22 protein-coding genes and 1 pseudogene are annotated in these 23,341 nt (G+C 73.9%); 13 read left to right on the forward strand and 10 right to left on the reverse strand.

From position 1 onward, the window contains the following. The 5 genes from ET495_RS13895 to ET495_RS13915 all read left to right on the forward strand — a co-directional run bounded on the left by ET495_RS13895 (window position 1) and on the right by ET495_RS13915 (window position 5,801). Window positions 1-1,038, forward strand: coding sequence for a carbohydrate ABC transporter permease (locus tag ET495_RS13895; RefSeq protein WP_129205283.1), 1,038 nt, complete (start codon window positions 1-3; stop codon window positions 1,036-1,038). Beyond that, entirely contained in the window at window positions 1,035-1,922 is an 888-nt protein-coding gene (locus tag ET495_RS13900; RefSeq protein WP_129205284.1) for a carbohydrate ABC transporter permease, read from the forward strand. Before ET495_RS13895 ends, ET495_RS13900 begins: the two co-directional genes overlap by 4 nt. A 171-nt stretch (window positions 1,923-2,093) precedes the next feature. Further along, entirely contained in the window at window positions 2,094-4,490 is a 2,397-nt protein-coding gene (locus ET495_RS13905) for a beta-xylosidase/alpha-l-arabinosidase (RefSeq protein ID WP_211340985.1), read from the forward strand. Between the two features lie 213 nt (window positions 4,491-4,703). After that, window positions 4,704-5,066 (forward strand): RNA-binding S4 domain-containing protein, encoded by a 363-nt coding sequence (locus ET495_RS13910; RefSeq protein WP_129205285.1) that lies wholly within the window; start codon window positions 4,704-4,706, stop codon window positions 5,064-5,066. Window positions 5,067-5,153: 87 nt separating this feature from the next. Then, entirely contained in the window at window positions 5,154-5,801 is a 648-nt protein-coding gene (locus tag ET495_RS13915) for a response regulator (RefSeq protein ID WP_129205286.1), read from the forward strand. A gap of 124 nt (window positions 5,802-5,925) precedes the next feature. Here ET495_RS13915 and ET495_RS13920 read toward each other — a convergent pair whose 3' ends face one another. Continuing rightward, window positions 5,926-7,452 (reverse strand): sensor histidine kinase, encoded by a 1,527-nt coding sequence (locus ET495_RS13920; RefSeq protein ID WP_245993085.1) that lies wholly within the window; start codon window positions 7,450-7,452, stop codon window positions 5,926-5,928. A gap of 152 nt (window positions 7,453-7,604) precedes the next feature. On the opposite strand from ET495_RS13920, the gene ET495_RS13925 reads away from it, so the two are divergent. Next, window positions 7,605-8,015, forward strand: coding sequence for a universal stress protein (locus tag ET495_RS13925; protein WP_162616493.1), 411 nt, complete (start codon window positions 7,605-7,607; stop codon window positions 8,013-8,015). Window positions 8,016-8,024: 9 nt separating this feature from the next. Beyond that, window positions 8,025-8,453, forward strand: coding sequence for a universal stress protein (locus ET495_RS13930; RefSeq protein WP_129205288.1), 429 nt, complete (start codon window positions 8,025-8,027; stop codon window positions 8,451-8,453). Window positions 8,454-8,493: 40 nt separating this feature from the next. On the opposite strand, the gene ET495_RS13935 is transcribed toward ET495_RS13930, so the two are convergent. Next, on the reverse strand, window positions 8,494-8,760 hold the full coding sequence (locus tag ET495_RS13935; protein WP_245993086.1) for a hypothetical protein: 267 nt from the start codon (window positions 8,758-8,760) through the stop codon (window positions 8,494-8,496). A gap of 148 nt (window positions 8,761-8,908) precedes the next feature. Here ET495_RS13935 and ET495_RS13940 point away from each other — a divergent pair, with 148 nt between their 5' ends. Then, on the forward strand, window positions 8,909-10,930 hold the full coding sequence (locus ET495_RS13940; RefSeq protein WP_129205290.1) for a hypothetical protein: 2,022 nt from the start codon (window positions 8,909-8,911) through the stop codon (window positions 10,928-10,930). A 19-nt stretch (window positions 10,931-10,949) separates the two neighbouring features. Here the strand turns inward: ET495_RS13940 and ET495_RS13945 are convergent, their stop codons facing one another. Further along, window positions 10,950-11,609: a 1-acyl-sn-glycerol-3-phosphate acyltransferase gene (locus tag ET495_RS13945; protein ID WP_129205291.1), complete on the reverse strand. Its 660-nt coding sequence runs from the start codon at window positions 11,607-11,609 to the stop codon at window positions 10,950-10,952. Between the two features lie 181 nt (window positions 11,610-11,790). Between ET495_RS13945 and hypF the strand changes: the two are divergent. From hypF to hypB, 4 genes and pseudogenes are all read left to right on the forward strand, one after another. After that, window positions 11,791-13,265, forward strand: a pseudogene (hypF, locus tag ET495_RS13950) (carbamoyltransferase HypF); the annotation flags it as partial. 42 nt (window positions 13,266-13,307) lie between these two features. Further along, on the forward strand, window positions 13,308-14,171 hold the full coding sequence (locus ET495_RS18240) for a Kae1-like domain-containing protein (RefSeq protein WP_211340852.1): 864 nt from the start codon (window positions 13,308-13,310) through the stop codon (window positions 14,169-14,171). 7 nt (window positions 14,172-14,178) lie between these two features. Further along, window positions 14,179-14,568 carry a hydrogenase maturation nickel metallochaperone HypA gene (locus tag ET495_RS13955; protein ID WP_129205292.1) on the forward strand — a complete coding sequence of 130 codons (390 nt, stop codon included), beginning with the start codon at window positions 14,179-14,181 and terminating at the stop codon, window positions 14,566-14,568. Between the two features lie 9 nt (window positions 14,569-14,577). Then, window positions 14,578-15,462, forward strand: a complete 885-nt coding sequence (gene hypB / locus ET495_RS13960; protein WP_129205293.1) for a hydrogenase nickel incorporation protein HypB — start codon at window positions 14,578-14,580, stop codon at window positions 15,460-15,462. A gap of 13 nt (window positions 15,463-15,475) precedes the next feature. Here hypB and ET495_RS13965 read toward each other — a convergent pair whose 3' ends face one another. Further along, window positions 15,476-15,706, reverse strand: coding sequence for a HypC/HybG/HupF family hydrogenase formation chaperone (locus tag ET495_RS13965; RefSeq protein ID WP_129205294.1), 231 nt, complete (start codon window positions 15,704-15,706; stop codon window positions 15,476-15,478). 1 nt (window position 15,707) lies between these two features. Beyond that, entirely contained in the window at window positions 15,708-17,027 is a 1,320-nt protein-coding gene (locus ET495_RS13970; RefSeq protein ID WP_129205295.1) for a nickel-dependent hydrogenase large subunit, read from the reverse strand. A 41-nt stretch (window positions 17,028-17,068) separates the two neighbouring features. Here ET495_RS13970 and ET495_RS13975 point away from each other — a divergent pair, with 41 nt between their 5' ends. Then, on the forward strand, window positions 17,069-17,425 hold the full coding sequence (locus ET495_RS13975; protein WP_129205296.1) for a hydrogenase maturation nickel metallochaperone HypA/HybF: 357 nt from the start codon (window positions 17,069-17,071) through the stop codon (window positions 17,423-17,425). An 11-nt stretch (window positions 17,426-17,436) separates the two neighbouring features. On the opposite strand, the gene ET495_RS13980 is transcribed toward ET495_RS13975, so the two are convergent. The 5 genes from ET495_RS13980 to ET495_RS14000 form a co-directional block, all read right to left on the reverse strand. Beyond that, window positions 17,437-17,922 (reverse strand): hydrogenase maturation protease, encoded by a 486-nt coding sequence (locus ET495_RS13980; RefSeq protein ID WP_129205297.1) that lies wholly within the window; start codon window positions 17,920-17,922, stop codon window positions 17,437-17,439. A gap of 7 nt (window positions 17,923-17,929) precedes the next feature. After that, entirely contained in the window at window positions 17,930-19,138 is a 1,209-nt protein-coding gene (gene cybH, locus ET495_RS13985) for a Ni/Fe-hydrogenase, b-type cytochrome subunit (RefSeq protein ID WP_211340853.1), read from the reverse strand. Further along, on the reverse strand, window positions 19,135-20,877 hold the full coding sequence (locus ET495_RS13990) for a nickel-dependent hydrogenase large subunit (protein ID WP_129205299.1): 1,743 nt from the start codon (window positions 20,875-20,877) through the stop codon (window positions 19,135-19,137). Before ET495_RS13990 ends, cybH begins: the two co-directional genes overlap by 4 nt. Window positions 20,878-20,880: 3 nt before the next feature. Then, window positions 20,881-22,155 carry a hydrogenase small subunit gene (locus tag ET495_RS13995; protein WP_129205300.1) on the reverse strand — a complete coding sequence of 425 codons (1,275 nt, stop codon included), beginning with the start codon at window positions 22,153-22,155 and terminating at the stop codon, window positions 20,881-20,883. A 118-nt stretch (window positions 22,156-22,273) separates the two neighbouring features. Then, entirely contained in the window at window positions 22,274-23,146 is an 873-nt protein-coding gene (locus ET495_RS14000) for a carbonic anhydrase (RefSeq protein WP_129205301.1), read from the reverse strand. Window positions 23,147-23,341: the final 195 nt, after the last annotated feature.

Below are 23,341 nucleotides of genomic sequence, written 5' to 3' on the forward strand. Positions count from 1 at the left end.
GTGACAGACGACGTGACCACCGCCGCGGTGGCCGCATCGCCTGCGACGTCCTCCGGCCCGGCTGGGCCCGCCACCCGCGCCTCGGCGCGGGGGGCGGGCCCAGCCCTGGGCGGACGCCGCAGGAGTGGTGCCGCAGCCTGGCGCAAGCGTGCGGAGATCACCTTCTTCGTGGCGCCCGCGCTGGTGCTCTTCTTCATGTTCGTGGTCTGGCCGATCGTCACGGCCGTCCAGATCTCGATGTTCAAGTGGAAGGGCATCGGCCCCCTGGTCGACTTCGTCGGCCTCCAGAACTACGTGTCGGTGCTCAAGAACACGCTGTTCACCGACGCGCTGACCCACAACCTCATCATCGTGGTCGTGTCGATCGCGGTGCAGCTCCCGCTGGGCCTGGGCATCGCGCTGCTGCTCAACCGCAAGATGTGGGGCCAGGGCCTGCTGCGCACGCTGATCTTCGTGCCGTACGTCCTGTCCGAGGTCGTGGCCGGCGTCGTCTGGCGTCAGCTTCTCGTGCCCGACTACGGCGGGATCGACGCCATCGCGCGCGCCCTGCACATCCCCACGCCCCAGCAAGGCTTCCTCGGCACGCCCGACATCGCCCTGTGGACGGTGCTGTTCGTGCTCACCTGGAAGTACCTGGGGCTGGCCGTGATCCTGTTCCTCGCCGGCCTGCAGGGCGTCCCCGAGGACCTCTACGAGGCCGCCCAGCTCGACGGCGCCTCCTGGTGGCAGGTCCAGCGCAAGATCACCGTGCCGCTGCTCGGCCCGACCCTGCGCACCTGGGCGTTCCTGTCGATGATCGGCTCGCTCCAGGTCTTCGACATGGTGTGGATCCTCACCGGCGGCGGGCCCGTCGGGCGGACCTCCACGATGGCGACCTTCCTCATCTACCAGGGCACGAAGAGCCAGGCGTTCGGCATCGCCAGCGCGGCCTCCGTGATCCTGTTCGTGATCGCGCTCGTCCTGGCCGTGCTGTACCAGCAGCTCATCCTGCGCCGTGACACGCACCCGGACCAGCCGCGGCGAAAGGCCAAGCGATGAGCGCCTCGACCCTCACCCGAACCTCGGCCCCCGCGCCCCAGACGCTGCGGCACAGCAAGAAGTTCGACCTCAAGCCGTCGACGGCGGTCGTGTACTTCATCTCCCTCGTCGTCGTCGCGCTCACGCTCGGCCCCGTCGTCTACGGCGTGCTCGGGGGGTTCCGCACCAACGCCCAGATCGCCGAGAACCCGGCCGCCCTCCCGCGCCCGTGGGTGCTGTTCAACTACACGGGCGTGCTGACGAACCCCGACTTCTGGCGGTACGCGCTCAACTCGACGGGCATCGCCGTCATCACGACGGCGCTCGTCGTCGTGTGCGGGATCATGGCGGCCTACCCGCTCGCCCGGTACGACTTCAAGTACCGCGAGGGCGTCTTCATGGTGTTCGTCGTCGGGCTGCTGTTCCCGGCGTCGGTCGCGATCATCCCGCTGTTCATCCTGATCACGCAGAACTTCCACCTGGGCAACACGTGGATCGGCATCGCGCTGCCGCAGGCGGCGTTCGCGCTGCCCACCACGGTGGTCATCCTGCGGCCGTTCCTCCAGGCGCTGCCGCAGGAGCTCGAGGAGGCCGCGCAGCTCGACGGAGCCAGCCGCATCGGGTTCTTCTGGCGGATCCTGCTGCCGTTGTCCGGCCCCGGCATGGTGACGGTCGGCGTGCTCGCGTTCGTCGGCTCGTGGAACGCCTACCTGCTGCCCCTGCTCCTGCTCGGTCCGCAGAACAAGACCCTGCCGCTCGGGGTCGCCGACTTCTCGTCGGAGCACGGCTCCGACACGGCCGGCGTCTTCGCGTTCACCAGCCTCGCGATGATCCCGGCGCTCGTGTTCTTCCTGGCGATGCAGAAGCGCATCGTCAACGGACTGCAAGGCGCCGTCAAGGGCTGAGAAAACGATATCGACACGGTGCCAGCGCACCGTCGTCGTCGGCGCCAGAACCCCAGCCATGTGGCGGACGGCCTCGTAGCGTGGTGATGCTACGGGGCCGTCCCGTGACCCTGATCGTGTCGAAGGAGATCCCCCGTGACCGACGCCCCGAACCCCGCCGCCGTGCGTGCCATGCCCGAGGTGTCCGAGCGTGTGCGCGCGTTGCACGCGCAGATGACCCTCGAGGAGAAGCTGGCCCAGATCGTCGGGTACTGGCTCGACCAGGGCGGCAACACCGTCGCCCCGATGCAGGGCGAGATGGCGGCCGACACGGCCGGCACGCCGCTCGAGGAGATCACCCGGCACGGCCTCGGCCAGTACACGCGCGTCTACGGCACACGGCCCGTCGACCCCGCCTCGCGCGCGGCCTGGCTGTGGGCCGAGCAGCGCCGCCTCAAGCGCGAGACGCGCCTGGGCATCCCCGCGCTCGTCCACGAGGAGTGCCTCACCGGCCTCGCCGCCTGGCAGGCCGCGACCTTCCCGACGCCGCTCGCCTGGGGTGCGTCCTTCGACCCCGAGCTCGTGTACGAGGCAGGCCACGTCATCGGCGAGTCCATGCACGCGCTCGGCGTCCACCAGGGCCTCGCGCCCGTCATGGACGTCATCCGCGACCCGCGCTGGGGTCGCGTCGACGAGTGCATCGGCGAGGACCCGTACCTCGTCGGCACCGTCGGCACCTCGTACGTGCGCGGCCTTCAGGACGCCGGCGTGCACGCCACGCTCAAGCACTTCGTCGGATACTCCGGCTCGCGCGCCGGGCGCAACCACGCGCCCGTCTACGCCGGGCCGCGCGAGGTCGCCGACGTCTTCCTGCCCCCGTTCGAGATGGCCATCCTCGACGGCGGCGTCAAGTCGGTCATGAACTCCTACACCGACCTCGACGGCGTGCCCATGGCGGCGAACGCCGACTACCTGACGGGCGTCCTGCGCGAGAAGCTCGGGTTCGACGGCGTCGTCGTCGCCGACTACTTCGCCGTCGCGTTCCTCGAGGTCATGCACGCCGTCGCCGCCGACCGCGGCGAGGCGGCCGCGCTCGCGATCGAGGCCGGCATCGACATCGAGCTGCCGACCGGTGACGCCTACCTGGCCCCGCTGGCGGAGAAGGTGCGCTCGGGCGAGGTCGACGAGGCGTTCGTCGATCGTGCCGTGCTGCGCGCGCTGCGCCAGAAGGAGGAGCTCGGCCTGCTCGACGCCGACGCCTTCGAGGACGAGCCGCCGGCGTCGATCGACCTCGACTCGCCCAAGCACCAGGACATCGCGCGGCGTCTCGCCGAGGAGTCGGTCGTGCTGCTGGCGAACGACGGCGTGCTGCCGCTCGGGCGCGGCACCGTGCCCGCACGCGTCGCCGTCATCGGCCCCAACGCGCACCGCACCGAGGCGCTCCAGGGCTGCTACTCGTTCGCCAACCACGTGCTCGCGCACTACCCGGACCACGAGCCGGGCTTCCACATCCCCACCGTGCACGAGGCGCTCGGCACCGCGTTCGCCGAGGCCGGGCTCGCCCAGCCCGAGCTCGTGCACGTCGAGGGCTGCGCCGTCGAGGGCGAGGACCGCAGCGGGTTCGGCGCCGCCGTCGAGGCCGCGGTCGGCGCCGACGTCGCCGTCGTCGTCGTGGGCGACCAGGCCGGCCTGTTCGGCCGCGGCACCGTAGGCGAGGGCAACGACTCCGAGTCGCTCGAGCTGCCGGGCGTCCAGCGGGAGCTCGTCGAGGCCGTCCTGGCCACCGGCACCCCCGTCGTCATGGTGCTGCTGACCGGACGCCCCTACGCGATCAACTGGGCGCTCGACGGCGTCGCGGGCCGTCGCCCCGGTGCCGTCCTGCAGGCGTTCTTCCCCGGCGAGGGCGGCGGCCTCGCGATCGCCGACGTGCTCACCGGGCGCGTCAACCCGTCGGGCCGGCTGCCGGTGTCGCTGCCGCGCTCGACCGGGTCTCAGCCGTACTCCTACCTGCACCCGATCCTGGGCGGGCCGTCGGACGTCACCTCGACCGACTCCACGCCGCTGCGCCCCTTCGGGTTCGGCCTGTCGTACACGACGTTCGCCTACACCGACCTCGTCGTCGACCGCACCGTCGCCGCGGGCGGCACCTTCACGGCGGCGGTGACCGTGACCAACACGGGCGACGTCGCAGGCACCGAGCCCGTGCAGCTCTACGGCCACGACGTCCTCGGGTCGATCACCCGGCCGGTCGCCCAGCTCCTGGGCTACCAGCGCGTGTCGCTCGACGCGGGCGCCTCGGCGCGCCTCACCTTCGAGGTGCCGACGACGCGGTTCGCGTTCTCGGACCGCCGCATGGTCAAGGTCGTCGAGCCGGGCGACGTCGAGGTGTGGGTCGCCTCGCACGCGACGGCGTCGGAGTCGACCGCGTCGGCACAGGAGTCGACGGGCGGCGCGATCACCAACGAGAAGGCGGCGACCCGGATCGAGATCCCGGGCGTGGCCACCGCGCGCGCGACCCTCACGATCGAGGGCCCGCTCCACGAGGTCACCAACGCCGACCCGCGTCGCGTCACGGCCACCGTGGCCTGACCCGGCAGGGTTCGCCCGCCTCACCCGCGCGGGCGCACCCACCTCGACCGAAGACGCGCGGCCGGGCCGCGAGACCGTGCACCGAGCGCACGATCTCGTGGCCCGGCCGCCGTCTGGCGGGCTGCCGGGCCGGGCTTCCGGGCCGGGCTCCCAGGGCCGGGCTTTCAGGGCGGGGTTCCCGGGGCGGGGCGGGGCCCGCCGTAGGGTGGGGGCGTGCGGGTGGACGTGTGGTTGTGGGCGGTGCGGCTGTTCAAGTCGCGCTCGGCCGCGGCCACCCTGCTGCGGGCCGGGCGGGTGCGCATCAACGGATCCCCTGCGAAGGCGTCCACCGCCGTCAAGCCCGGCGACCGCGTGACCTGGCGCGAGACCCTGCGCGAGCGGGACGTCGAGGTCGTCGAGCTGCTGCCCAAGCGCGTCGGCGCGCCCCTCGCCGTCAAGGCCTACACCGACCACAGCCCGGCCGTGCCGCCGCGCGAGGAGCGGCTCGCCGTCGGCGTCCGGGACCGCGGGACGGGCCGGCCGACCAAGCGCGAACGACGCGAGATCGACCGGCTGCGAGGGGACCGGCGCGGCTGAGCGTCACCACCGCGTGCCGTCCCCGCGGCCACCGCATCGCGGCACGCGCCAGGCGGTGGGTACCTCGACACCGCTAGCGTGGTCGCCATGAACCCGGTCCGTGTGTTCCTGGTGGACGACCACGAGGTGGTCCGGCGCGGCGTCGCCGACCTGCTCGGCGCCGAGCCCGACCTCGAGGTGGTGGGGGAGGCCGGCACCGCAGCCGAGGCCGTCGCGCGGGTGCCGGCGCTCGCGCCCGACGTCGTCGTCCTCGACGTGCGGCTGCCCGACGGCGACGGCGTGACCGTGTGCCGCGAGCTGCGCGCCACGCTCGACGTGGCGTGCCTGATGCTCACGTCGTTCGACGACGACGACGCGCTGTTCGACGCGATCCTCGCCGGCGCGGCCGGGTACGTGCTCAAGCAGGTGCGCGGCACGGACCTCGTCGAGGCGATCCGGACGGTCGCCGCCGGTGGGTCGACGCTCGACCCGCGCGCGGCCGAACGAGTCATGGCCCGGATGCGGTCACAGGCCCGCAACGACGACCCGCTGGCCGCGCTGACGCACCAGGAGCAGCGGATCCTGGCGCTCATCGGCCAGGGCATGACCAACCGGCAGATCGGCGCCGAGCTGTTCCTCGCGGAGAAGACCGTCAAGAACTACGTGTCGAGCCTGCTGGCGAAGCTGGGACTGGAGCGCCGGGTCCAGGCGGCCGTCCTGGCCACCAAGCTGGGACGCGCCGAACCGACGCGCTGACGCCGCTACCGGGCCGGCAGCGGCGCCTGCCAGCGCAGGCAGGTGCCGAGACCGTCGGGGGGTGGGCCCACGCTCACCGACCCGCCGAGGTCGCGTGCGCGGTTGCGCAGGTTGGCCAGGCCGCTCAGCGTCGCGTCCGGGGGATCCCGATGCCGTCGTCGGACACCGTGAGGACCACGGCGTCCCCGGCGACCAGCAGGACGTCGACGTGCCGCGCGTGCGCGTGCCGGGCGACGTTCGACAGGCTCTCGCGCACCACGGCGACCAGGTGGTTCGCCGTCGTCGGCGGCACGAGCGTGTCGACCGGGCCCTCGAACCGCAGCGCGGGCGCGAACCCGAGCGTGCGCGAGGCGGTCTCGACCTCCGCGATGACGCGTGAGCGCACGCCGACACGGCGGTCGCCGCCGGCCGGGGGTTGCAGGCCCCGGATCGTGGTGCGGATGAGGCTGATGGTCTCGTCGACCTCGTCGACGGCGGACGCGACGCGTTCGGCGTCGACGGTGTCACCGGCGCGCTCCAGCCGCCGGGCCACGCCCTGCAGGCCGAGGCCCGTCGCGAACAGACGCTGGATGGCCAGGTCGTGCAGGTCACGAGCGATGCGGTCGCGGTCGCGCATGACCGCCAGGTGCTCGGCGTCGCGGCGCCGCTCCGCGAGCTCGAGCGCGACGGCCGCCTGGGAGGCGAACGCCCGCAGCGCGTCGACGACCACCGGGGAGAAGGCGAGCCTGCCGCGTTCGCGGCCCACCGACAGGACCCCGCGCGTCGCACCCGGGTCGCCCAGGGGGAGCGCCGCGAACGGTCCGATCGTGACGTGCGCGGCCTCGAACGCGACGGACGACCGCGGGTCGGCGGCGGCGTCGGCGACCACCACGGGCAGCCCCGAGTCGTAGACCTCCGCGGCGAACGAGCCGTCGGGCGGCATGACCGTCCCCCGCACGTCGCAGGTCCCGACCGTCGCACGGACCTCCAGGCCGTCCTGCCCCTGGACGGTCAGCGCGGCCACGTCGGCGCGCGCGACGTTCGCGGCGTGCAGGGCGACGAGCTCGAGCACGTCGTCGGGGGCGTCGCCGGCGAGCAGGCGCCGCGAGATCTCGTCGCTCGCCACGGCCCAGCGCTCGCGCAGCAGCGCGTCGTCGTACAGGCGTACGTTCTCGACGGCGATGCTCGCGGCCGCGGCGAGCGCCTCGATGCGGCGCTGGTCGGCGTCGGTGAAGTCGCCGCCGCCGCGCTTGCCCGTGAGGTACAGGTTGCCGAACGGGGAGCCGTGGACGCGCAGCGGCACCCCGAGGAACGTGTGCATCTCGGGGTGGTTCGGCGGGAAGCCGGCGGCGCGCGGATCGGTGGTGAGATCGTGCAGGCGCAACGGGTGCGGGTGGCGGATCAGCTCGCCGAGGATGCCGCGCCCCGTCGGGTAGTCGCCGACGGCGTGCACCTGCTCGGCGTCCATCCCGACGGTGAGGAACTGCCCGATGCGCGACTCGGCGTCGAGGATGCCGAGCGCGGCGTAGCGCGCGCCGGTGAGGTCGGCTGCCGCCTGGACGAGCCGCTGCAGCGTGGTGCCCAGCTCAAGCCCGCGCCCGACGGCGAGGACGGCCTCGAGGAGGACGTCGACGTCGCTCGAGCCGGCGGTCTGCTCTCGCCCGTGCTCCACGGGGCCAACCTATCGGCACCCGAGGTGTCGGGAGCGGGACCTTCGGCACCTGCGGCGGGGCGGGCGGCCCTGGTCAGACCGCGCCTGTGCGGATGAACTGGGGGAGGCACCGGTGCATGGGCCGGCCACGACGGCGTCCGGAGGATGATGACATGGTCAGGTGGTGCCAGGGCGTCGTCGCCGGTGTGGACGGCTCCGAAGAGGGGTACCGGGCGCTGGACTGGGCGGCCGGCGCGGCCGACCGTCACGACGCACGCCTGACCGTCATCGGGGCCTTCGTCGTCCCCCTCGTGCCCGTCCCCGTCGGCGGCGTGATGTCCGCGGCAGGGCTGCACGCGGGGACCGACCGTGTGGTCGAGCGGGCCCTGGTGCGCCTGGGGGCGCGGCGGCCCGGGGGCCGCCAGGTCGCGACGGAGGTCGTGCCGGGGGCCGCCGCGCACGTGCTGGTGCAGCGCTCACGGCTGGCGAACCTCATCGTCGTCGGACGGCGCGGGCTGGGCGCCGTCAACCGGCTGCTCGCCGGGTCGGTGTCGTCGGCCGTCGCCGCGATGGCACACGGGTAGGTCGTGGTCGTGCCTGGGGCCGCGTCGGGGACGGCGCCGCGCCGCGTCCTCGTCGGCGTCGCCTCGGACGAGAACCCGGAGCCGATGCTCGACGCGGCGTTCGACGAGGCCTCGCTGCTCGGGGCACCCATCGAGGTGGTCCATGCGGTCGACCCCGGGCCGCTCGAAGCGGTGCTCGACGCCTACGAGGGGTGGGGCGAGACCTGGCGGGCCGCGACCCTCGAGGGGGTGCGCGCGGACATCGCACGCTGGGCTGCCGCACATCCCACGGTGCCGTGCACGACCCATGTCGAGGACGGCAGGGCGGCCGACGCGCTGCTGCGGATGGCGCGCGCAGACGACCTGATCGTCGTCGGGGGCGGTCCCACCTGCGCACGACCGGGCGCCTGCTGGGGTCGGTGCCTGACGAGCTGCTCCGCTCGGCGCCCTGCGCGGTGATGGTGGTCCACTCGGGGACGGCGCACGCCGCCTGAGCACGCTACTGCGCCAGGCGCCGCAGCTCCCAGCCGACGCCGAGCGAGTGCAGCACGTCCGCGCGGTCACGCTGGGTGGCGTCGGTGAACGCCCGCAGCGAGACCACCGACGCCGTGAGCATCGTCGTCAGGACGGCGCGGGCCAGGCGAGGGTCGGCGCTCGCCTCGTCCAGGAGGTCCTGGACGACGCGTGAGGCGACGCCCTCACCGCCCGGCTCCGAGCATGCCGTGAGCAGCGCGATGGTCAGCGAGCCCGCGTCGACCTCGTCCATGTGATCCCCCCGTTCCCGTGTCGTTCGAGGTCCACAGTTACCCCACGCGGTGCGCCGACGCATGTCAGATGTCAGCAACCCTGTCGCATCCGGAGCTACAGTGCGCGTGCCCAGCCCACGGTGGTGCCGGGACACCCGGGGGGACCAGATGAGTGACCGTGTGCCGCGACGGCCGCGACGCCGCGGACTGCTCGTGCTCGCCGCGCTCGTGGCGACCATGGCGACCGGCACCGTGGGAGCCGGGCCTGCCGAGGCCCTCGACGCGGGCCTGGCGGTCGAGTCCCACGCGCACTACGTGATCGACGCCGCCGGCGGCCCCGTCCGGGTGAGCGTGACGATGACCCTCCGCAACCGGACCGTGGACACGGCCGGGTGGAGCTACTACTACGACGCGTTCGGACTGCCCGTCCCCGCGGGCGCGACGGCGGCGACGGCGACCAGCGACGGACGCGCGCTCACCGTGCGCGTCGAGGACACCGAGGACCCGACGACGCAGTTGGCCCGCGTCACCTTCGCGCCGCTGTACCAGGGCCGGTCACGGACCATCGAGTGGAGCTACCTCATCCCGGGAGCACCCGTGCGCTCCGCGAACCTCAACCGCGTCGGGCCCGGCTACGCGTCGTTCTTCGTGCAGGCGGTCGGGGACCCCGGCCAGGTGTCGGCCGAGGTGGTCGCCCCGACCTCGATGAAGGTCGACACGTCGGACGGCGACTTCCTGCAGCGGCCCGACGGAGACGTCGTGCGGTACGTCACCGAGACCTCGACCAACGACGACGGGATCTGGGCCGTCGTCTCGGCGCGCGACCCGCACCTCGCGGACCAGGATGTCGTCACCGTCGGCGGCACGACGATCACGCTCGACAGCTTCCCGGGTGACACCGCCTGGGCGCAGTTCGTGTCAGCGCACGTCACCGAGGGGATGCCCGTGCTCGAACGGATCGTCGGCATGCCGTGGCCCGGTGGGCTCGAGTCGATCCGCGAGGACGTCGCGCCGCGGGCGCTCCGGTACGCCTGGTTCGACAGCGTGCACGACGACATCGTCGTCTCGGAGGACCTGGACGCGGACACGCTCTACCACGAGATGGGGCACGCCTGGTTCGACTACGGACGGTTCACCGACCGCTGGCTGGCCGAGGGCCTGACCGAGGTCGTGGCGCAGCGGGTCGTCACCGAGACCGACGGGAACCCGACGCCCCGTCCGACGCCCGACCGGGCCGCGCCCGCCGCCGTCCCGCTGACGGCGTGGTCGGTCGACGACTGGGGGGCGTTCGACGTCGAGGAATACGCCTACGGGGCGTCGTTCACCGCGATGAGCGAGCTGTTGAACGGGCTCGACGAGAAGACCTTCGCGGCCGTCGTCTCGGCCGCGTACGCGGGGGAGAGCGGGTACGAGCCGGCCGGCTCGAAGGCCGAGACCAGCAGCACGATCGACTGGCGGCGCTTCCTCGACCTCGTCGAGGACCGGGGCGGCGTCACGAGCGCCGAGCAGACCTACCGCACCTGGGTCGTCACCCCGGACGAGGCCGCGGAGCTCGACGACCGGGCGGCCGCACGCACCGAGTACGCCCGCGTCGACGACGCCGACGGCGCGTGGCTGCCGCCTCTCGGACTGCGCCGAGCCATGACCGCATGGGACTTCCGCGATGCCGGTCAGGCCGTGGCCGCGCTGGGCGAGGCGCCCGAGGCGGCCGCCGCCGTCGCCGCCGCGGCGACGGCGGCCCGGCTGCCCGTCCCGCACGCGGCGCGCGAGGCGTACGAGTCGGCGGCGAGCACGACGCGGTACGGCGAGCTCGCGCCGCTGCTGCACCGCACCGCGACGGTGATGCCCGCCGTCGCCGAGGCCCGCGACGCGGCCGCGAGCGGTCGCGACCCGTTCTCCTGGGTGGGGCAGACCGTGCTGGGCGTCGACGATGTCGCGGCCGACGCCCAGGCGGAGCTTGCGCGCGGCGACGTCGAAGCGGCGGCTGCCTCCGCGGCGAGGGCGACCGCGCGGGCCTCGGCGGCGACCTGGGCGGGCGGCGTGTGCGTCGCGCTGCTGCTCGGCGTGTTCCTCGGGGCCACGGCGCTCGTCGTCGCACACCAGCGGTGGAGCATCCGGGTGCGAACGGTGCCGCCGGGGCCGGTGCCGTACCCGCCGGAAGCCGCGCGACGGCAGGTGCGCGGCTGGTGAACGCGGGGCGGCGTGCCGGCTACGGCCGGCCCTCGCCCGTGTCGTTCTCGCCCGCCCCCTTCTCGCTCGCCCCCTTCTCGCCCGCCCCCTTCTCGCTTGCCCCGTTCTCGTTTGCGAGGCGTGGCTCGCGGCGCTTCGACGGGTCGTGGCCCGCCTTGTCGGCGTAGAAGGCGCGGATCACGTCCATGTCGGCGGGGACGTCGCCCGTGAGGTCGATCGTCGGGCCGACGCCCAGGGTCATCGTCGTGCGGTCGACGAAGCCCAGCGTGACCGGCAGGTGTGCCTCACGGGCGATGCGGTAGAACCCGCTCTTCCACGGGCCCGACGCCGAGCGCGTCCCGTCGGGCGTGATGATCAGGTGGAACACGCGTCCCGCGGCGACCTCGGCCAGCACCTCCTCGACGACCCGGTGCGGGTGGGCTCGGTCGACGGCGATGCCGCCCAGGCGGCGCATGAGCGGGCCTCGCCACCCGGCGAACAGCGTGTGCTTGCCGAGCCAGCGGATCGGGGCGTCGTTGCGCCACGCGAGGGCCAGCATGTGCACGAAGTCCCAGTTGGAGGTGTGCGGGGCACCCAGCACGATGCCGGGCTGCCGCGGGAAGTCCTCGTCGACGGGTGTCCAGCGGCTCAGCCGCCAGAAGACCGAGGCGATCGCGCGGGAGAGCGAGGGGCGGGCCATCGGGTAACCCTAAGGGTTTCCCCGGTGCGTGCAGCCCTGCGCGAGCAGGCGTGCTCTGTTCGTGTCATGCGCGGGAACCCGGTGCGTCATTGCGCTGACCGCGCGGCGATCTCGACCTAGCGTCGCTCGCGCGCGGCGCTGCGGGCAGGCCGTCGGCCGCGCCTCGCCACAGGAGTTCGCCATGCCCGTCCAGCGCGCCACGTTCCTCGTCCGTGGGGTGGTTCAGGGCGTCGGGTTCCGCCCGTTCGTGTACCGCACGGCGCGTGAGCTGGGCCTGGTCGGCTCGGTGCGCAACACCAGCGTGCAGGTCGTCGTCGACGCGCAGGGAACCACCGACGCTCTCGACGACCTGGCGCGAAGGCTCGTGGCCGACGCCCCGGCGCTGGCCCACGTGACCGAGGTGCGCCGCGAGCACGGCCGCGTCGACCTCGACGTGCGCGACTTCGTCATCGTGCAGTCCGGCGGCGAGGACGGCGCGCGCACCCTCGTCTCGCCCGACGGCGCGACGTGCGACAACTGCCTGAGGGAGCTGTTCGACCCCGCCGACCGTCGCTACCGGCACGCCTTCATCACGTGCACCGACTGCGGGCCCCGGTTCACGATCATCCGGTCGCTGCCCTACGACCGGCCCCGCACCACGCTCGCGGACATGCCGCTGTGCCCCCGGTGTGCGGCCGAGTACGACGACCCGCTCGACCGGCGGTTCCACGCGCAGCCCGTCTCGTGCCACGACTGCGGCCCGCGGCTGTGGTGGGCCGAGCCCGGTGCCGGGCGGTGGGCGCGCGGCACGCCGTCGGGCGACGACGAGTGCCTGGACCGGGCGGTGGCCGCGCTGCGGGCCGGGCGGATCCTGGCGGTCAAGGGCGTCGGCGGGTTCCACCTGGCCTGCTCGGCGCTCGACGGCCTGGCGGTGCGCGCCTTGCGCCGGCGCAAGGGCCGCGACGCCAAGCCGTTCGCCCTCATGGTCCCGGACCTCGCCACGGCACGGTCGATCGCCGAGGTGGGCGAGGAGCAGGCCCTGCAGCTCACGCGCCCGGCACGGCCCGTGGTGCTGCTGCGCCGCCGTCCGGACGCCGCGCTGCGCGTGTCGGGCGAGGTCGCGCCCGGTACCGCCGAACTGGGGATCATGCTCGCCTACGCGCCCGTGCACCACCTGCTGTTCGCCGACGGCGCGCCGCGCGTGCTCGTCATGACGTCGGCGAACCTGTCGGGCGAGCCGATCTGCTTCCGCGACGAGGAGGCCCTGGAGCGGCTGCACGGCGTCGCGGACGCCGTCCTCGGGCACGACCGGCCGATCGCGGTGCCGTGCGACGACTCCGTGGTGCGCGTGGTCGACGGCGCCGTCGTCCCGCTGCGCCGCTCGCGCGGGTTCGCCCCGCTCCCGGTCGTGCTCGACGGGCCCGCGACGGAGGAGTGGGAGCAGACGCCGACCGTGCTCGCCGTGGGCGGCGAGCTCAAGGCGGCCGCGTGCCTCCTCGCCGGTCGCCGCGCGTTCCTGTCCCAGCACCTCGGGGACATGGAGTCGCTCGGGGGCAGGACGCGCTCGCGCTCGCGGCACGGCACCTGTCGGAGCTCTACGACGCTCGGCCCGAGGCATGGGCGTGCGACCTGCACCCCGACTACCGCTCGACGCGCTGGGCCGAGCGCAACCACGGCCGCCTGCCGCTCGTGCGGGTGCAGCACCATCACGCGCACGCGGTGTCCCTGCTCGCGGAGCACGGGCGTCTGGGCAGCCGCGCGCTCGTGCTGACGTTCGACGGCACGGGCTACGGCTCGGACGGCGACATCTGGGGAGGTGAGGCGCTGCTCCTGGGACCCGACGTCGGCCGGTTCGCGCGCGTCGGGCACCTGAGGCCGGTGGCGTTGCCGGGCGGGGACGCCGCGGTGGCCGAGCCGTGGCGCATCGCGCTGGCGCACCTGGAGGCCGCCGGCATCGCCTGGGTCGACGGCCTGGCACCGGTCCGCGAGGCGGGCGAGCGCGCCGTGTGGCTGCGCCGGCTGCTGCGCTCGGAGGTCTCGGTCGCCCGCTCGACGTCGATGGGGCGGCTCTTCGACGCCGTCGCCTCGTTGCTCGACGTCTGCCAGGCGCAGCGCTACGAGGCGCAGGCCGCGATCGAGCTGGAGCAGTGCGCCCGAGCGGCCGCCGGGGGCAACCTGCTGGACCACCCGCCGCTGGTGCTGCCCGTCGCGCTCGCGGAGCCGGGCGGGAGCGTGCTCGACCCGGCGCCGATGCTCGCCGAGATCGTCGCGGCGCGACGCCGGGGAGTGCCCGACGGAGACCTTGCCTGGGCCTTCCACGCCTGGGTCGGGGCGTGCGTCGTGCGGTGGGCGGAGGTCACGCGTGCCCGTGCCGGGATCACGACGGTGGGGTTGTCGGGCGGTGTGTTCACCAACGAGCTCCTCGCCTCGGGCGTCCGCGCCATGCTGACCGCACGGGGCTTCGAGGTGCTCACGCACTCCGTGGTCCCGGCGGGCGACGGCGGGCTCGCGCTCGGGCAGGCGGTCGTCGCGGCGGCACGGCTGCGTTCCGCCGCCGATCCCGACCGGTTCGACTGGCGGTAGGGGCGGCATGCACGAGCTTGCGCTGTGCCGGTCGATCGCACGGATCGCCGAGCAGCACCGGGCGGGGCGTGGCGTCGAGCGCGTCGGGGTGCGGCTGGGTGCGCTGCGCCAGGCCGTGCCCGAGGCGCTCGAGCGGTGCTGGTCCGTGGTCACGCGGGGGACCGGGCTCGCCGGGAGCGCGCTCGTCTTCGAGATCGTGCCGCTCGTGGTGCGCTGCACCGCGTGCGGCAGCCGCACGCGACTGCGCGAGGTGTGGCTGCGCTGCGACGCGTGCGGGAGCGTCGACGTCGACGTCGTCGCCGGGGACGAGTTCGTGCTGACCTACCTCGATCTCGCCGACGACGCGGGGTGCGCCGTCGACGCAGGACGGGCCGCCCGCCCGGGCGGCGGACACTAAGGAGAGACGATGGGACGCTTCCACCGGCACGACGACGGCGACGGCCACCACGAGCACCCGCACGAGCACCTGCACGAGCACCTGCACGAGCACGGTCACCCGCACGAGCACTCGCACGAGCACTCGCACGAGCACGGCCAGCACCACGACGTGCCCGAGCCCGCGTCACGGCACGAGGACGTCGGCGACCACACGGGCTACGCGACCGGATCCGACCGCATCGCCGTCCTCGAGCGCATCTTCGACGAGAACGACCACTGCGCGGCGCACAACCGCGCCGACTTCGACGCCGCCGGGGTGACCGTCGTCAACGTGATGTCGTCACCCGGCGCGGGCAAGACGGAGGTGCTGGCCCGCACGCTCGCCGCGCTCGACGCGAGCAGGGTCGGGATCATCGAAGGCGACGTCGAGACGGCGCTCGACGCGGACCGGCTCGCGGCCGGCGGGGCGCGGGTCAGCCTGCTCAACACGGCCGACGGGTTCGGCGGCGAGTGCCACCTGGACGCCCCGATGGTGCGCCACGCGCTCAGCCGGCTCCCGCTCGACGGGCTCGACCTGGTGTTCGTCGAGAACGTCGGCAACCTCGTGTGCCCGGCCGAGTTCGCCGTCGGGGAGCACCTGCGGGCCATGGTGTACGCGGTCACCGAGGGGGAGGAGAAGCCCGCCAAGTACCCGGTGATGTTCCGCTCGGCCGACGTCGTGCTGGTCAACAAGACCGACCTGCTGCCGCACCTCGACTTCAGCCTCGACCGGTTCTACGAGTACCTCGCGCGCGTCAACCCCCAGGTGCGGACCATCGAGGTCTCGGCGCGCACCGGCGAGGGCATCGACGCGTGGGTCGCCTGGTTGCGCGAGAACACCGCCGCCCCGCTCCGCAAACCCCTGGGCGCCTGAGGCCCGGCCGGCGTCAGGGGCCGACGAGCCCCAGCTCGGCGAAGGCCGCGAGCGACTCGGCGGCGGCCTGCGGGTCGAGCAGGCTCACGGCGAACCCGTTCTGGACCAGCACGTAGTCGCCCACGACGGCGTCACGGTGGTAGGCGAGGCAGCACGGTTCGCAGCGGCCGGCGACGTCGACCAGCGCCATCGGCAGCTCGCCGGGGGTGATCTGCGTGATGCGGGCGGGGATGGCGACGCACATGTCAGCGTCCTTCCGGGGTGTCGGGGGCACCGGTGAGCGTGAGCCGCATCGCGCCGAGCGGGGCCGCGGTGCACGGCAGGCACGGGTCGGCCTCGCGGACGGCGCGTTCGAGCGGGCCGACCGTGCCGTCCTGCGTGCTGTCCTTCGTGCCGTCGCCCTGCGTGCCGTCGCCCTGCGCCGCGGCGTGCAGCAGGTCGGCCAGCCACGGCTCGTTCTGCGCCGTGGGGGTGAGGATCGTCGCGGCGTGGAGCACGTCGTCGTCGCCCGTGACGTAGCGGTGCACGAGCAGGCCGCGGGGGCCGTCCACCCAGCCGACGCCGGACGCCCCGGCGGGCAGCCCCGTGAGCGTGACCGCGACCGGCTCGGGCGGGGCGCACACGGCGCCGTCCGACAGCACCTCCGCGACGGCCTCGACGGCCGCGACGGCCATGATCGCGCGCGCGGGCGCCGCGGCGCGCGGACCGCGCGCCCACGAGTCCTGAAGGTCCGCGGCCTGCGGGGTGCGGAGCGGGCCGACGCCGAGCTGGGCGACCGGCCCGACCCGGTACCGACCGGCGTCGGGCCCGAGCATGCGCAGGTAGGGGCGCGGCGCCGCGGCCCCCGGATGCTGCTCGGCGAGCACGGCGGTGAGACGTGCGGCCGGCTGCGCGTGGTGGAGCACCGTCCCGTCCGCGGCCACGGCGCGCAGGTGGGTGCCGAGCAGGTCGGGCCGCCCGTCCGCGTCGACCAGGGCGACGTCCGCCCCGGTGAAGGCGAGCGGGGCGGCGGCCGGGTCCGGGGCGTCGGCGAGGGCGCCGAGCGCGATCCGCCGGGCCGCCGCGACGGCGTCGGGCACCGCGGCGAGCAGCGCCTCGCGGACCGGTGCGGGCACCGTCACGCGCACCCCTCCGGGCACGGCGGTCGCCGGGAAGTGCGACGGCATGCCCGCCGCGGCGAGCGCGTCGGCGGCGAACCGCGCGAGCGCCGCGACGTCCGCCGGGTCACGGCCCAGGGTCGCGGCGCGCGCCGCGTGCGCCTGCACGGCCGACGCGTGGTGCAGCAGGCGCCGGACGGCGGTCGCCTGCGCCGGCAGCGGTGCGGCACCGCCCAGCGCCTCGAGCGCGCGCACGCCGGCAAGGTGGTGTGCCGCGGGGCACAGCCCGCACAGCCGCTCCACGAGCGCGGGGATGCGCGCGACGGGGCGCCCCAGGAGCACCGGCTCGACACGCGGCAGGTCGCTCAGCGCGAGGCGGGCGCGCGCCACGCTCCCGTCCGCCGCCCGGTCGACGACGACGCGCACCTCGGACGGGTCGAGGAGCTCGTCGAGGACGAGACGCGTCATCGCACCCCCTCGCAGGTGAGATGCCGTGCCACGATCGCACCATGCATGAGCTGACCCTGCTGCGCTCGGTCGTCGCCGCCGTCGAGCGGGTCGCGGCCGAGCGCGGCGCGACCGGTGTCGAGGAGGTCGGCCTGCGCGTGGGCACGCTCAGCGGGGCGGTGCCCGAGGCCCTGGCCGGGGCGTGGCCGATCGCCACGGCAGGCACGGTGCTGGCCGGGTCGCGGCTGGAGCTCGACGTCGTCCAGGCGGCGGTGCGGTGCGGGAGCTGCGCGCGCGACGTCCCCGTCGACGTGCTCTACGCGCTCGTGTGCCCGGAGTGCGGGACGCCGTCGGGGGAGCTGGTCGCGGGCCGCGAGCTCGCCGTCGCGTACGCCGACCTCGCCGACGCCCCGCGCTGAGGTCTGCCGGGTCACGGATGCCCCGCGTCGTCGTCCTCGGCGAGCCAGCGCTCGACGACGCCGCGTGCCGTCGCGGTCGCCACGTCGAGGACGCCGGCGACGACGTCGGACAGGCCGAGCCGCAGGTCGACGACCTCGGGCACGACGCCCACGACCTCCACCTGCCGTGGCTCGCGGCCCAGCAGGCGCGCGGCGGCCAGGACGTCGAGCAGACCCACCTGGTGCGGGGACAGCTTGGTGGCGAGCAGACGCGGGACCTGGTCGCCCGTCAGGTGCACCACGGTGCCGGGGACGGGGCCCGCGACCGCGTCCAGGACGAGCAGCCGCTCGGCGTCCTGCACCACGGGCACGAGCTCCATGCCGCCGGTGCCGCCGTCCACGACCTCCACGCGAGGGTCGCCGGCGCAGGACCGGGACAGGCGCTCGGCGAGCGCCAGCCCGGTCCCGTCGTCGGCCATGATCGGGTTGCCGATCCCGAGCACCGTGACCGCGGTCATGCGCCCGTCACTCGATCGGAGGGCTGTCGACGGGGTGCGCGCCGCGGCGCACCCACACGCCGCCGTTGAGCATCGACGAGACGCCGCCGTGCCGTTCGAGGGAGTCGGCGCGGATCGCGAGGTAGATGTGCATCACGACGAACGCCCACAGGCCGAACATGATCGCGGCGTGGAGGAACCGGATCGTCGGGACGCCCAGCCAGGTGGTCGGCGCGGCGACCAGCGCCCAGAACGGCGACTGCACGTGGTAGAGCGCGTACAGCGTGAACCCGGTGGCCATCTGGAAGGCGCACGCCGCGTACAGGGCGGTGTAGGTGAGCTGCTGCAGCGGGTTGTGCGACAGGTACAGGGGCCCGTCGTTCTTGATGAGCGCGTAGTGCGCGACCGCGCCGCCGAGGTGACGCACGTCGGACTTCGACCACAACGGCCAGAACGACTGCCAGCGCATGTTCCGGTAGCGCGAGGTGAACGTGAGCACGAAGCGCGTGACGCCGAGCACGAGCCACGCGAACGCCGCGACGAAGTGGACGAGGCGGACCCAGCCCATGAGGAACCCGGACGCGGCGCCGTCGACCGGGGTGGGCCCGAAGAAGGGGTCCATGATGAAGTACCCGGTGCAGCTCAGCACGAAGATCAGCGCGACGTTGGCCCAGTGCTGCAGGCGCAGCGCCGCCGGCCACAGGGCGACCCGGGTCCAGCCGCTCTCGGCGGCGCCCGCGTCCGACGTGCCGTGGGACGCGTACGGCGTCACCGCGACGAACCCCTGCAACCGGAACTCGCCGACGACGTCGTCGGCGCTCACGGGCGCGGCGGCGATCGCCAGAGGGCGCTCGCCGCGCACGAACGCACGGTCGGCGTTCTTCTTGACCAGGGAGCGCTGCTGGCGCGAGCAGCGCGTGGCCGCGAGCACGTCGGGGATGGCCCCGCGCATGACGACGACGTCGCGGGTCGCGCCGCCCGGCTGGGCGAGGTCGCGGACGCGCACGAGCGAGTAGCGGCGGGTGCGCGTCGCGGGGTCGACGTCGCCCGGGTCGACGACGGGGACCGGGATCTCGTGGTGGTCGGCGACGAGCGCGGCGGCCGCGGCACCCACCACCGGGTCGGTGGCGTCCGCCGGGCCGGCGGCGGCGAGCGCCAGCAGGCGGCCGTGGCTCAGGCCGCCCGAGCTGTGGATCTCGCCGACGTGCAGGCCGGCCGGCGGGGCCGGGGCGCTCACGACGTCACGACCTGGAGCTCGGCGCCCTCCACGTCCAGGACGTGCACGGCGCACGACATGCACGGGTCGAAGGAGTGGATGGTGCGCAGCGGCTCGAGGGGCTGCGCGGCGTCGTGCAGCGGGTGGGAGCCGGCGCCGGCCAGCGACTCCTCGTAGGGGCCCTGCTGGCCGTCGGCGTCGCGCCCGCCCGCGAGCCACGTCGTGGGCACCACGGCCTGGTAGCGCGCGACCTTGCCGTCCTCGACGGTCACCCAGTGGCTGAGGTTGCCGCGCGCCACCTCGACGAACGAGAACCCCTCGCCCTTGTCGGGCCACGTCGACGGGTCCCAGCGGGAGTTGTCGAAGACGTCGATGTCGCCCTTCTTGAGGTTGTCGACCAGCTGCGGGAACGTCACCTCGGCCAGGGCCTCGGCGGAGATCATCGCCTCGACGGCGCGGGCCAGGGTGCGGCCCGCGGTCGAGTTGAGCTGGTCGACGGTGATGCCGAGCTTGCCGGCGGCGTCGTCGACCAGCTCGCAGGTGCGCTGGTGGCCCTGCGCGTAGGCGAGCAGGATGCGTGCGACAGGACCCACCTGGACGGGCTTGCCGTCGTAGCGCGGGGCCTTGCACCACGTGTACTTGTCGGCGTCGGCCAGCCACTCGAACGGGGGCTTGGGGCCCGTGTATTGCGGGGTCGTCTCGCCCTGGGCGGGTGCGAGGCCGGCGTCGTCGCCGTCCTGGTAGGTGTACCACGCCGATGCGATGTACTCGGCGATCTTCGTCGGGTCGAACGGGTGGACGGTGGACAGGTCGCCGTCGAGCAGCACGCCGGGCTTGACCTCGGTGTGGGCCGACGTCGTGCGCGACGCGCCCGGGTCGCCGCCGAACGTCGCGCCCGCCAGCCCGACCGCGAGGTAGTTCGGCTGGGCCGCGCCGATGTCGAAGTAGTCCTTGTACACGCCCATGATCGCGAGCGCGTCGGGCAGGTAGCACGACGCGACGAAGTCGCGCGTCTCGGCCACCCAGTCGGCGATCTGGTCGAGCTGGACCTGGTTGATGGACTCGGACCGGTCGAGGTCGATCGTGCACGCCATCCCGCCCACGAGGAAGTTCGGGTGCGGGTTCTTGCCGCCGAACACGGTGCCGATGCGGATCATCGACCGCTGGAACTCCAGCGCGTCCAGGTAGTGGGCGACCGCCATGAGGTTGGCCTCGGCCGGCAGCCGGTAGTCGGGGTGGTCCCAGTACCCGCCGGTGAAGATCGAGAGCTGCCCGGAGTCGAGGATCTGCTGCACGGTGTCGCGCACCGCCGTCATGCGCTCGATCGTGTTGCCCTTCCAGGTCGAGCCGATGGAGCGCGCGAACTCGACCGCCTTGGCGGGGTCCGCCGTCGCGGCCGACGGCACGTTGACCCAGTCCAGGGCGTGCAGGTGGTAGAAGTGGATGACGTGGTCCTGGACCTCCTGCGAGGCCAGCACGATGTCGCGGATCAGGCGGGCCTGCCGCGGCGGGTTGGCGCCGATCGCGTTCTCCACGGCCACCACCGAGGCGATGGCGTGGACCGAGGTGCACACGCCGCAGATGCGCTGCACGAACGCCCAGGCGTCACGCGGGTCGCGGTCCTGGACGATCGTCTCGATGCCGCGGAACTGGGTGGTCTCGCTCCACGCCTTGCGGATCGCACCGCCCTCGGTCTCGAGCTCGATGCGCAGGTGACCCTCGATGCGGGTGAGGGGGTCGATGACGACTCGGGTCGACATGGATCAGCCTTCCTGGGAGGGGCCGGCCGCAGGGCGGCGGTCTGCGGGTGCGTCGGCCGGTGCGTCGGCCGGGCGCACGGACGGGTCCGGGAGCCAGACCTTCTCGCCCAGCGCTTCGAGCGGCTCGCCTGCGGTCCGCTTGCGGGCGAGCGACCGGCGCAGCGCCGTCAGGCCGGCGTGGATGCCTACACCGGCGGCGGTCGCGCCGACCAGACCCCAGCCGACCTTCTCGGCGGTGGCCTCGACGCCCAGCCCGGGCACGTTCGGCAGCGTCTGGTAGAACGGCGTGAACCGGTCGAAGAAGTGCTTCTCGGTGCACCCGATGCACGGGTGACCAGCACCGATCGGCCAGCTCGTGTGCAGGTTCCACTGGATGACGGGGCAGGCGGAGAACGTGCTCGGCCCCTTGCACCCGACGTCGTACAGGCACCAGCCCATGCGCGCGCCCTCGTCGTCGAACGTGCGCACGAACTGGCCCGCGTCGTAGTGGGGGCGGCGCGGGCACGAGTCGTGGATGCGCTGGTCGTAGGCGAACGTGGGCCGGCCCTCGCCGTCCACGGCCGGCAGTTCGCCCTGGGTCAGGACGTAGGCGACGGCTGCCGTGATGACCTCCCCGATGGGCGGGCAGCCGCTGATGTTGACCACGGGCTTGTCCGTGATGATCTCGTCGACGCCGACGGCGCCCGTCGGGTTGGGCTTGGACGCCTGCACCGACCCCCAGACGGCGCACGCGCCGACGGCGAGGATCGCCGAGGCGTGCTCGGCCGACTCGCGCAGCACCTGCTCGGCCGACTTGCCGCCGATGGTGCAGTAGGCGCCGTTCGCTCCGCGCGGGATCGAACCGTTGACGACGAGGATGTGGTCGGACTTGTTGGTCTCGTCCAGCGCCTTGTTGGCGGCGTCGCCCGCGGCCGCCATGACGAGCTCGTTGTAGTTGACCGACAGGAGGCTGAGCACGGCCTCCTCGATCGTGGTGCCGCCCGAGCGGAGCGTCGACTCCATGCAGCCGGTGCACTCCTGGAGCTGGAGCCACACCACGTTGGGCTTGGTGACGGCCGAGAGCTTGTCCGCGATCAGCTCGGCGGTGAGCGGCTCGGCCGACGCGGGGCGGGCGAGAGCGGTGTCGCCCATGGCGAAGATCCCGGCGAGCACGCCGCAGAACGCGAGGAAGTCTCGGCGGCTGACGCCGGACTGCTCGAGGTTCTCCCCGAGCGTCGGCGCACGCCAGCGGCCGACGTCGATGGGCGCTGGTCCTGGGGGCGTCAGTGATGACGTCATTGTCAGACCCCTTCGTGACGAAGCAGTGGTGACGGCAATCTAGGAAGCCGGGCCGGGCGAGATGTCATGACGTCGTGCCACGTTCCTTCGGCGTCGCGGATTGGGCGGACGGGCGCCGTCACGACCCCGCGACCTCGAAAACCGCGCGGCCGTTGAGCGCCTGCACGGGCCGCTCGTTGTCGGGGTACAGCGCGGCGAACGCGTCGAGCTGGCCCTGCGAGATGGTCTGCGGGGTCAGGTACACGTCCCACACCACGCCCTCGGTGCACGGCGGCGTCGTGAGCGAGCCGGTGTAGCGGGCCACGGTGGCGGTCGAGGGGATCACGGCGCTCAGGTCGATCGGTGTCGTGAGCGCCGTCGCGCCGTCCTCGTCGGTGACCGTCGAGGGCAGGTTGGCGAACAGCTCGCCGAGCGCGCCGTTCTGCGCGCCGACGTCGAGCAGCACGCCGAGCACCGCGGTCGCCCCGGCGTCCGACTTGCCGACGACGTGCATCTCCATCGCGGACCCGGCGCCGTCGAGCGTGTGCTCGCTGCCGTGGTGGAAGTGGAACTGCGCCACCTGGTAGGTCACGCCGTCCACGGTGAAGGCGTTCCCGGGTTCCTCGGGCACGGCCTCGACCGTGTGCCCGTTGTTGAACACCGCGTACGGCACCGCCGTCATGGCGAGGGACACCGGCGTCTCGGTCGCCGACGTCGTCATGGTCGCCTCGTCGAGGTCGATGGGCGACTGGGAGCCGGTGGCGCCCGCGGCGCAGGACGCGGCGACGTCGCCCCAGGTCTGCGGGCCGGTGGCGCCGTCGTACGACCACTCCTCTGCGCTCGCGGCGGGGCTCGCGGTGGGGCTCGCGGTGGGGCTGGGGCTCGCGGCGGGCGCGGTGCCGGCGGCGTCGGTGGCGTCGTCCTGCGAGCTGCACGCCGTGGCGAGCCCGAGCGCCAGGAGGGCGGACAGCGGCAGGGCCAGGCGTGCTGCGCGGGATGCGGGACAGGGCATGGGGGTCTCCTCGGTGATAGTTGCTGAACGCAACAAAGCGCGGAGACCCTACGGCGCCGCCCGCGACCCCTTGCGCGCCTGACGCGACGTGCGCGGCCATGGCGCGCACAGGCGCCTCGCGGCTCGTTTGCTGACGCCTCGAGCGGCCTCTGTTCGCTCGACGTGCCGGTCGCCGATCCAGGTGCGTCGTCGCCG

It is taken from the genome of Xylanimonas allomyrinae (assembly GCF_004135345.1).
GTDB classification, from domain to species: domain Bacteria; phylum Actinomycetota; class Actinomycetes; order Actinomycetales; family Cellulomonadaceae; genus Xylanimonas; species Xylanimonas allomyrinae.

Bases quoted from the DNA above. Each gene is read 5' to 3' on its own strand.
- ET495_RS13915 (WP_129205286.1), top strand. From the start codon at position 5,154: ATGAACCCGGTCCGTGTGTTCCTGGTGGACGACCACGAGGTGGTCCGG.
- ET495_RS14000 (WP_129205301.1), bottom strand. From the start codon at position 23,146: ATGCCCTGTCCCGCATCCCGCGCAGCACGCCTGGCCCTGCCGCTGTCC.
- hypB (WP_129205293.1), top strand. From the start codon at position 14,578: ATGGGACGCTTCCACCGGCACGACGACGGCGACGGCCACCACGAGCAC.
- ET495_RS13975 (WP_129205296.1), top strand. From the start codon at position 17,069: ATGCATGAGCTGACCCTGCTGCGCTCGGTCGTCGCCGCCGTCGAGCGG.
- ET495_RS13940 (WP_129205290.1), top strand. From the start codon at position 8,909: ATGAGTGACCGTGTGCCGCGACGGCCGCGACGCCGCGGACTGCTCGTG.
- ET495_RS13905 (WP_211340985.1), top strand. From the start codon at position 2,094: ATGCCCGAGGTGTCCGAGCGTGTGCGCGCGTTGCACGCGCAGATGACC.
- ET495_RS13935 (WP_245993086.1), bottom strand. From the start codon at position 8,760: ATGGACGAGGTCGACGCGGGCTCGCTGACCATCGCGCTGCTCACGGCA.
- ET495_RS13925 (WP_162616493.1), top strand. From the start codon at position 7,605: ATGGTCAGGTGGTGCCAGGGCGTCGTCGCCGGTGTGGACGGCTCCGAA.
- ET495_RS13900 (WP_129205284.1), top strand. From the start codon at position 1,035: ATGAGCGCCTCGACCCTCACCCGAACCTCGGCCCCCGCGCCCCAGACG.
- ET495_RS13970 (WP_129205295.1), bottom strand. From the start codon at position 17,027: ATGACGCGTCTCGTCCTCGACGAGCTCCTCGACCCGTCCGAGGTGCGC.
- ET495_RS13980 (WP_129205297.1), bottom strand. From the start codon at position 17,922: ATGACCGCGGTCACGGTGCTCGGGATCGGCAACCCGATCATGGCCGAC.
- ET495_RS13995 (WP_129205300.1), bottom strand. From the start codon at position 22,155: ATGACGTCATCACTGACGCCCCCAGGACCAGCGCCCATCGACGTCGGC.
- ET495_RS13965 (WP_129205294.1), bottom strand. From the start codon at position 15,706: ATGTGCGTCGCCATCCCCGCCCGCATCACGCAGATCACCCCCGGCGAG.
- ET495_RS13990 (WP_129205299.1), bottom strand. From the start codon at position 20,877: ATGTCGACCCGAGTCGTCATCGACCCCCTCACCCGCATCGAGGGTCAC.
- ET495_RS13945 (WP_129205291.1), bottom strand. From the start codon at position 11,609: ATGGCCCGCCCCTCGCTCTCCCGCGCGATCGCCTCGGTCTTCTGGCGG.
- ET495_RS13955 (WP_129205292.1), top strand. From the start codon at position 14,179: ATGCACGAGCTTGCGCTGTGCCGGTCGATCGCACGGATCGCCGAGCAG.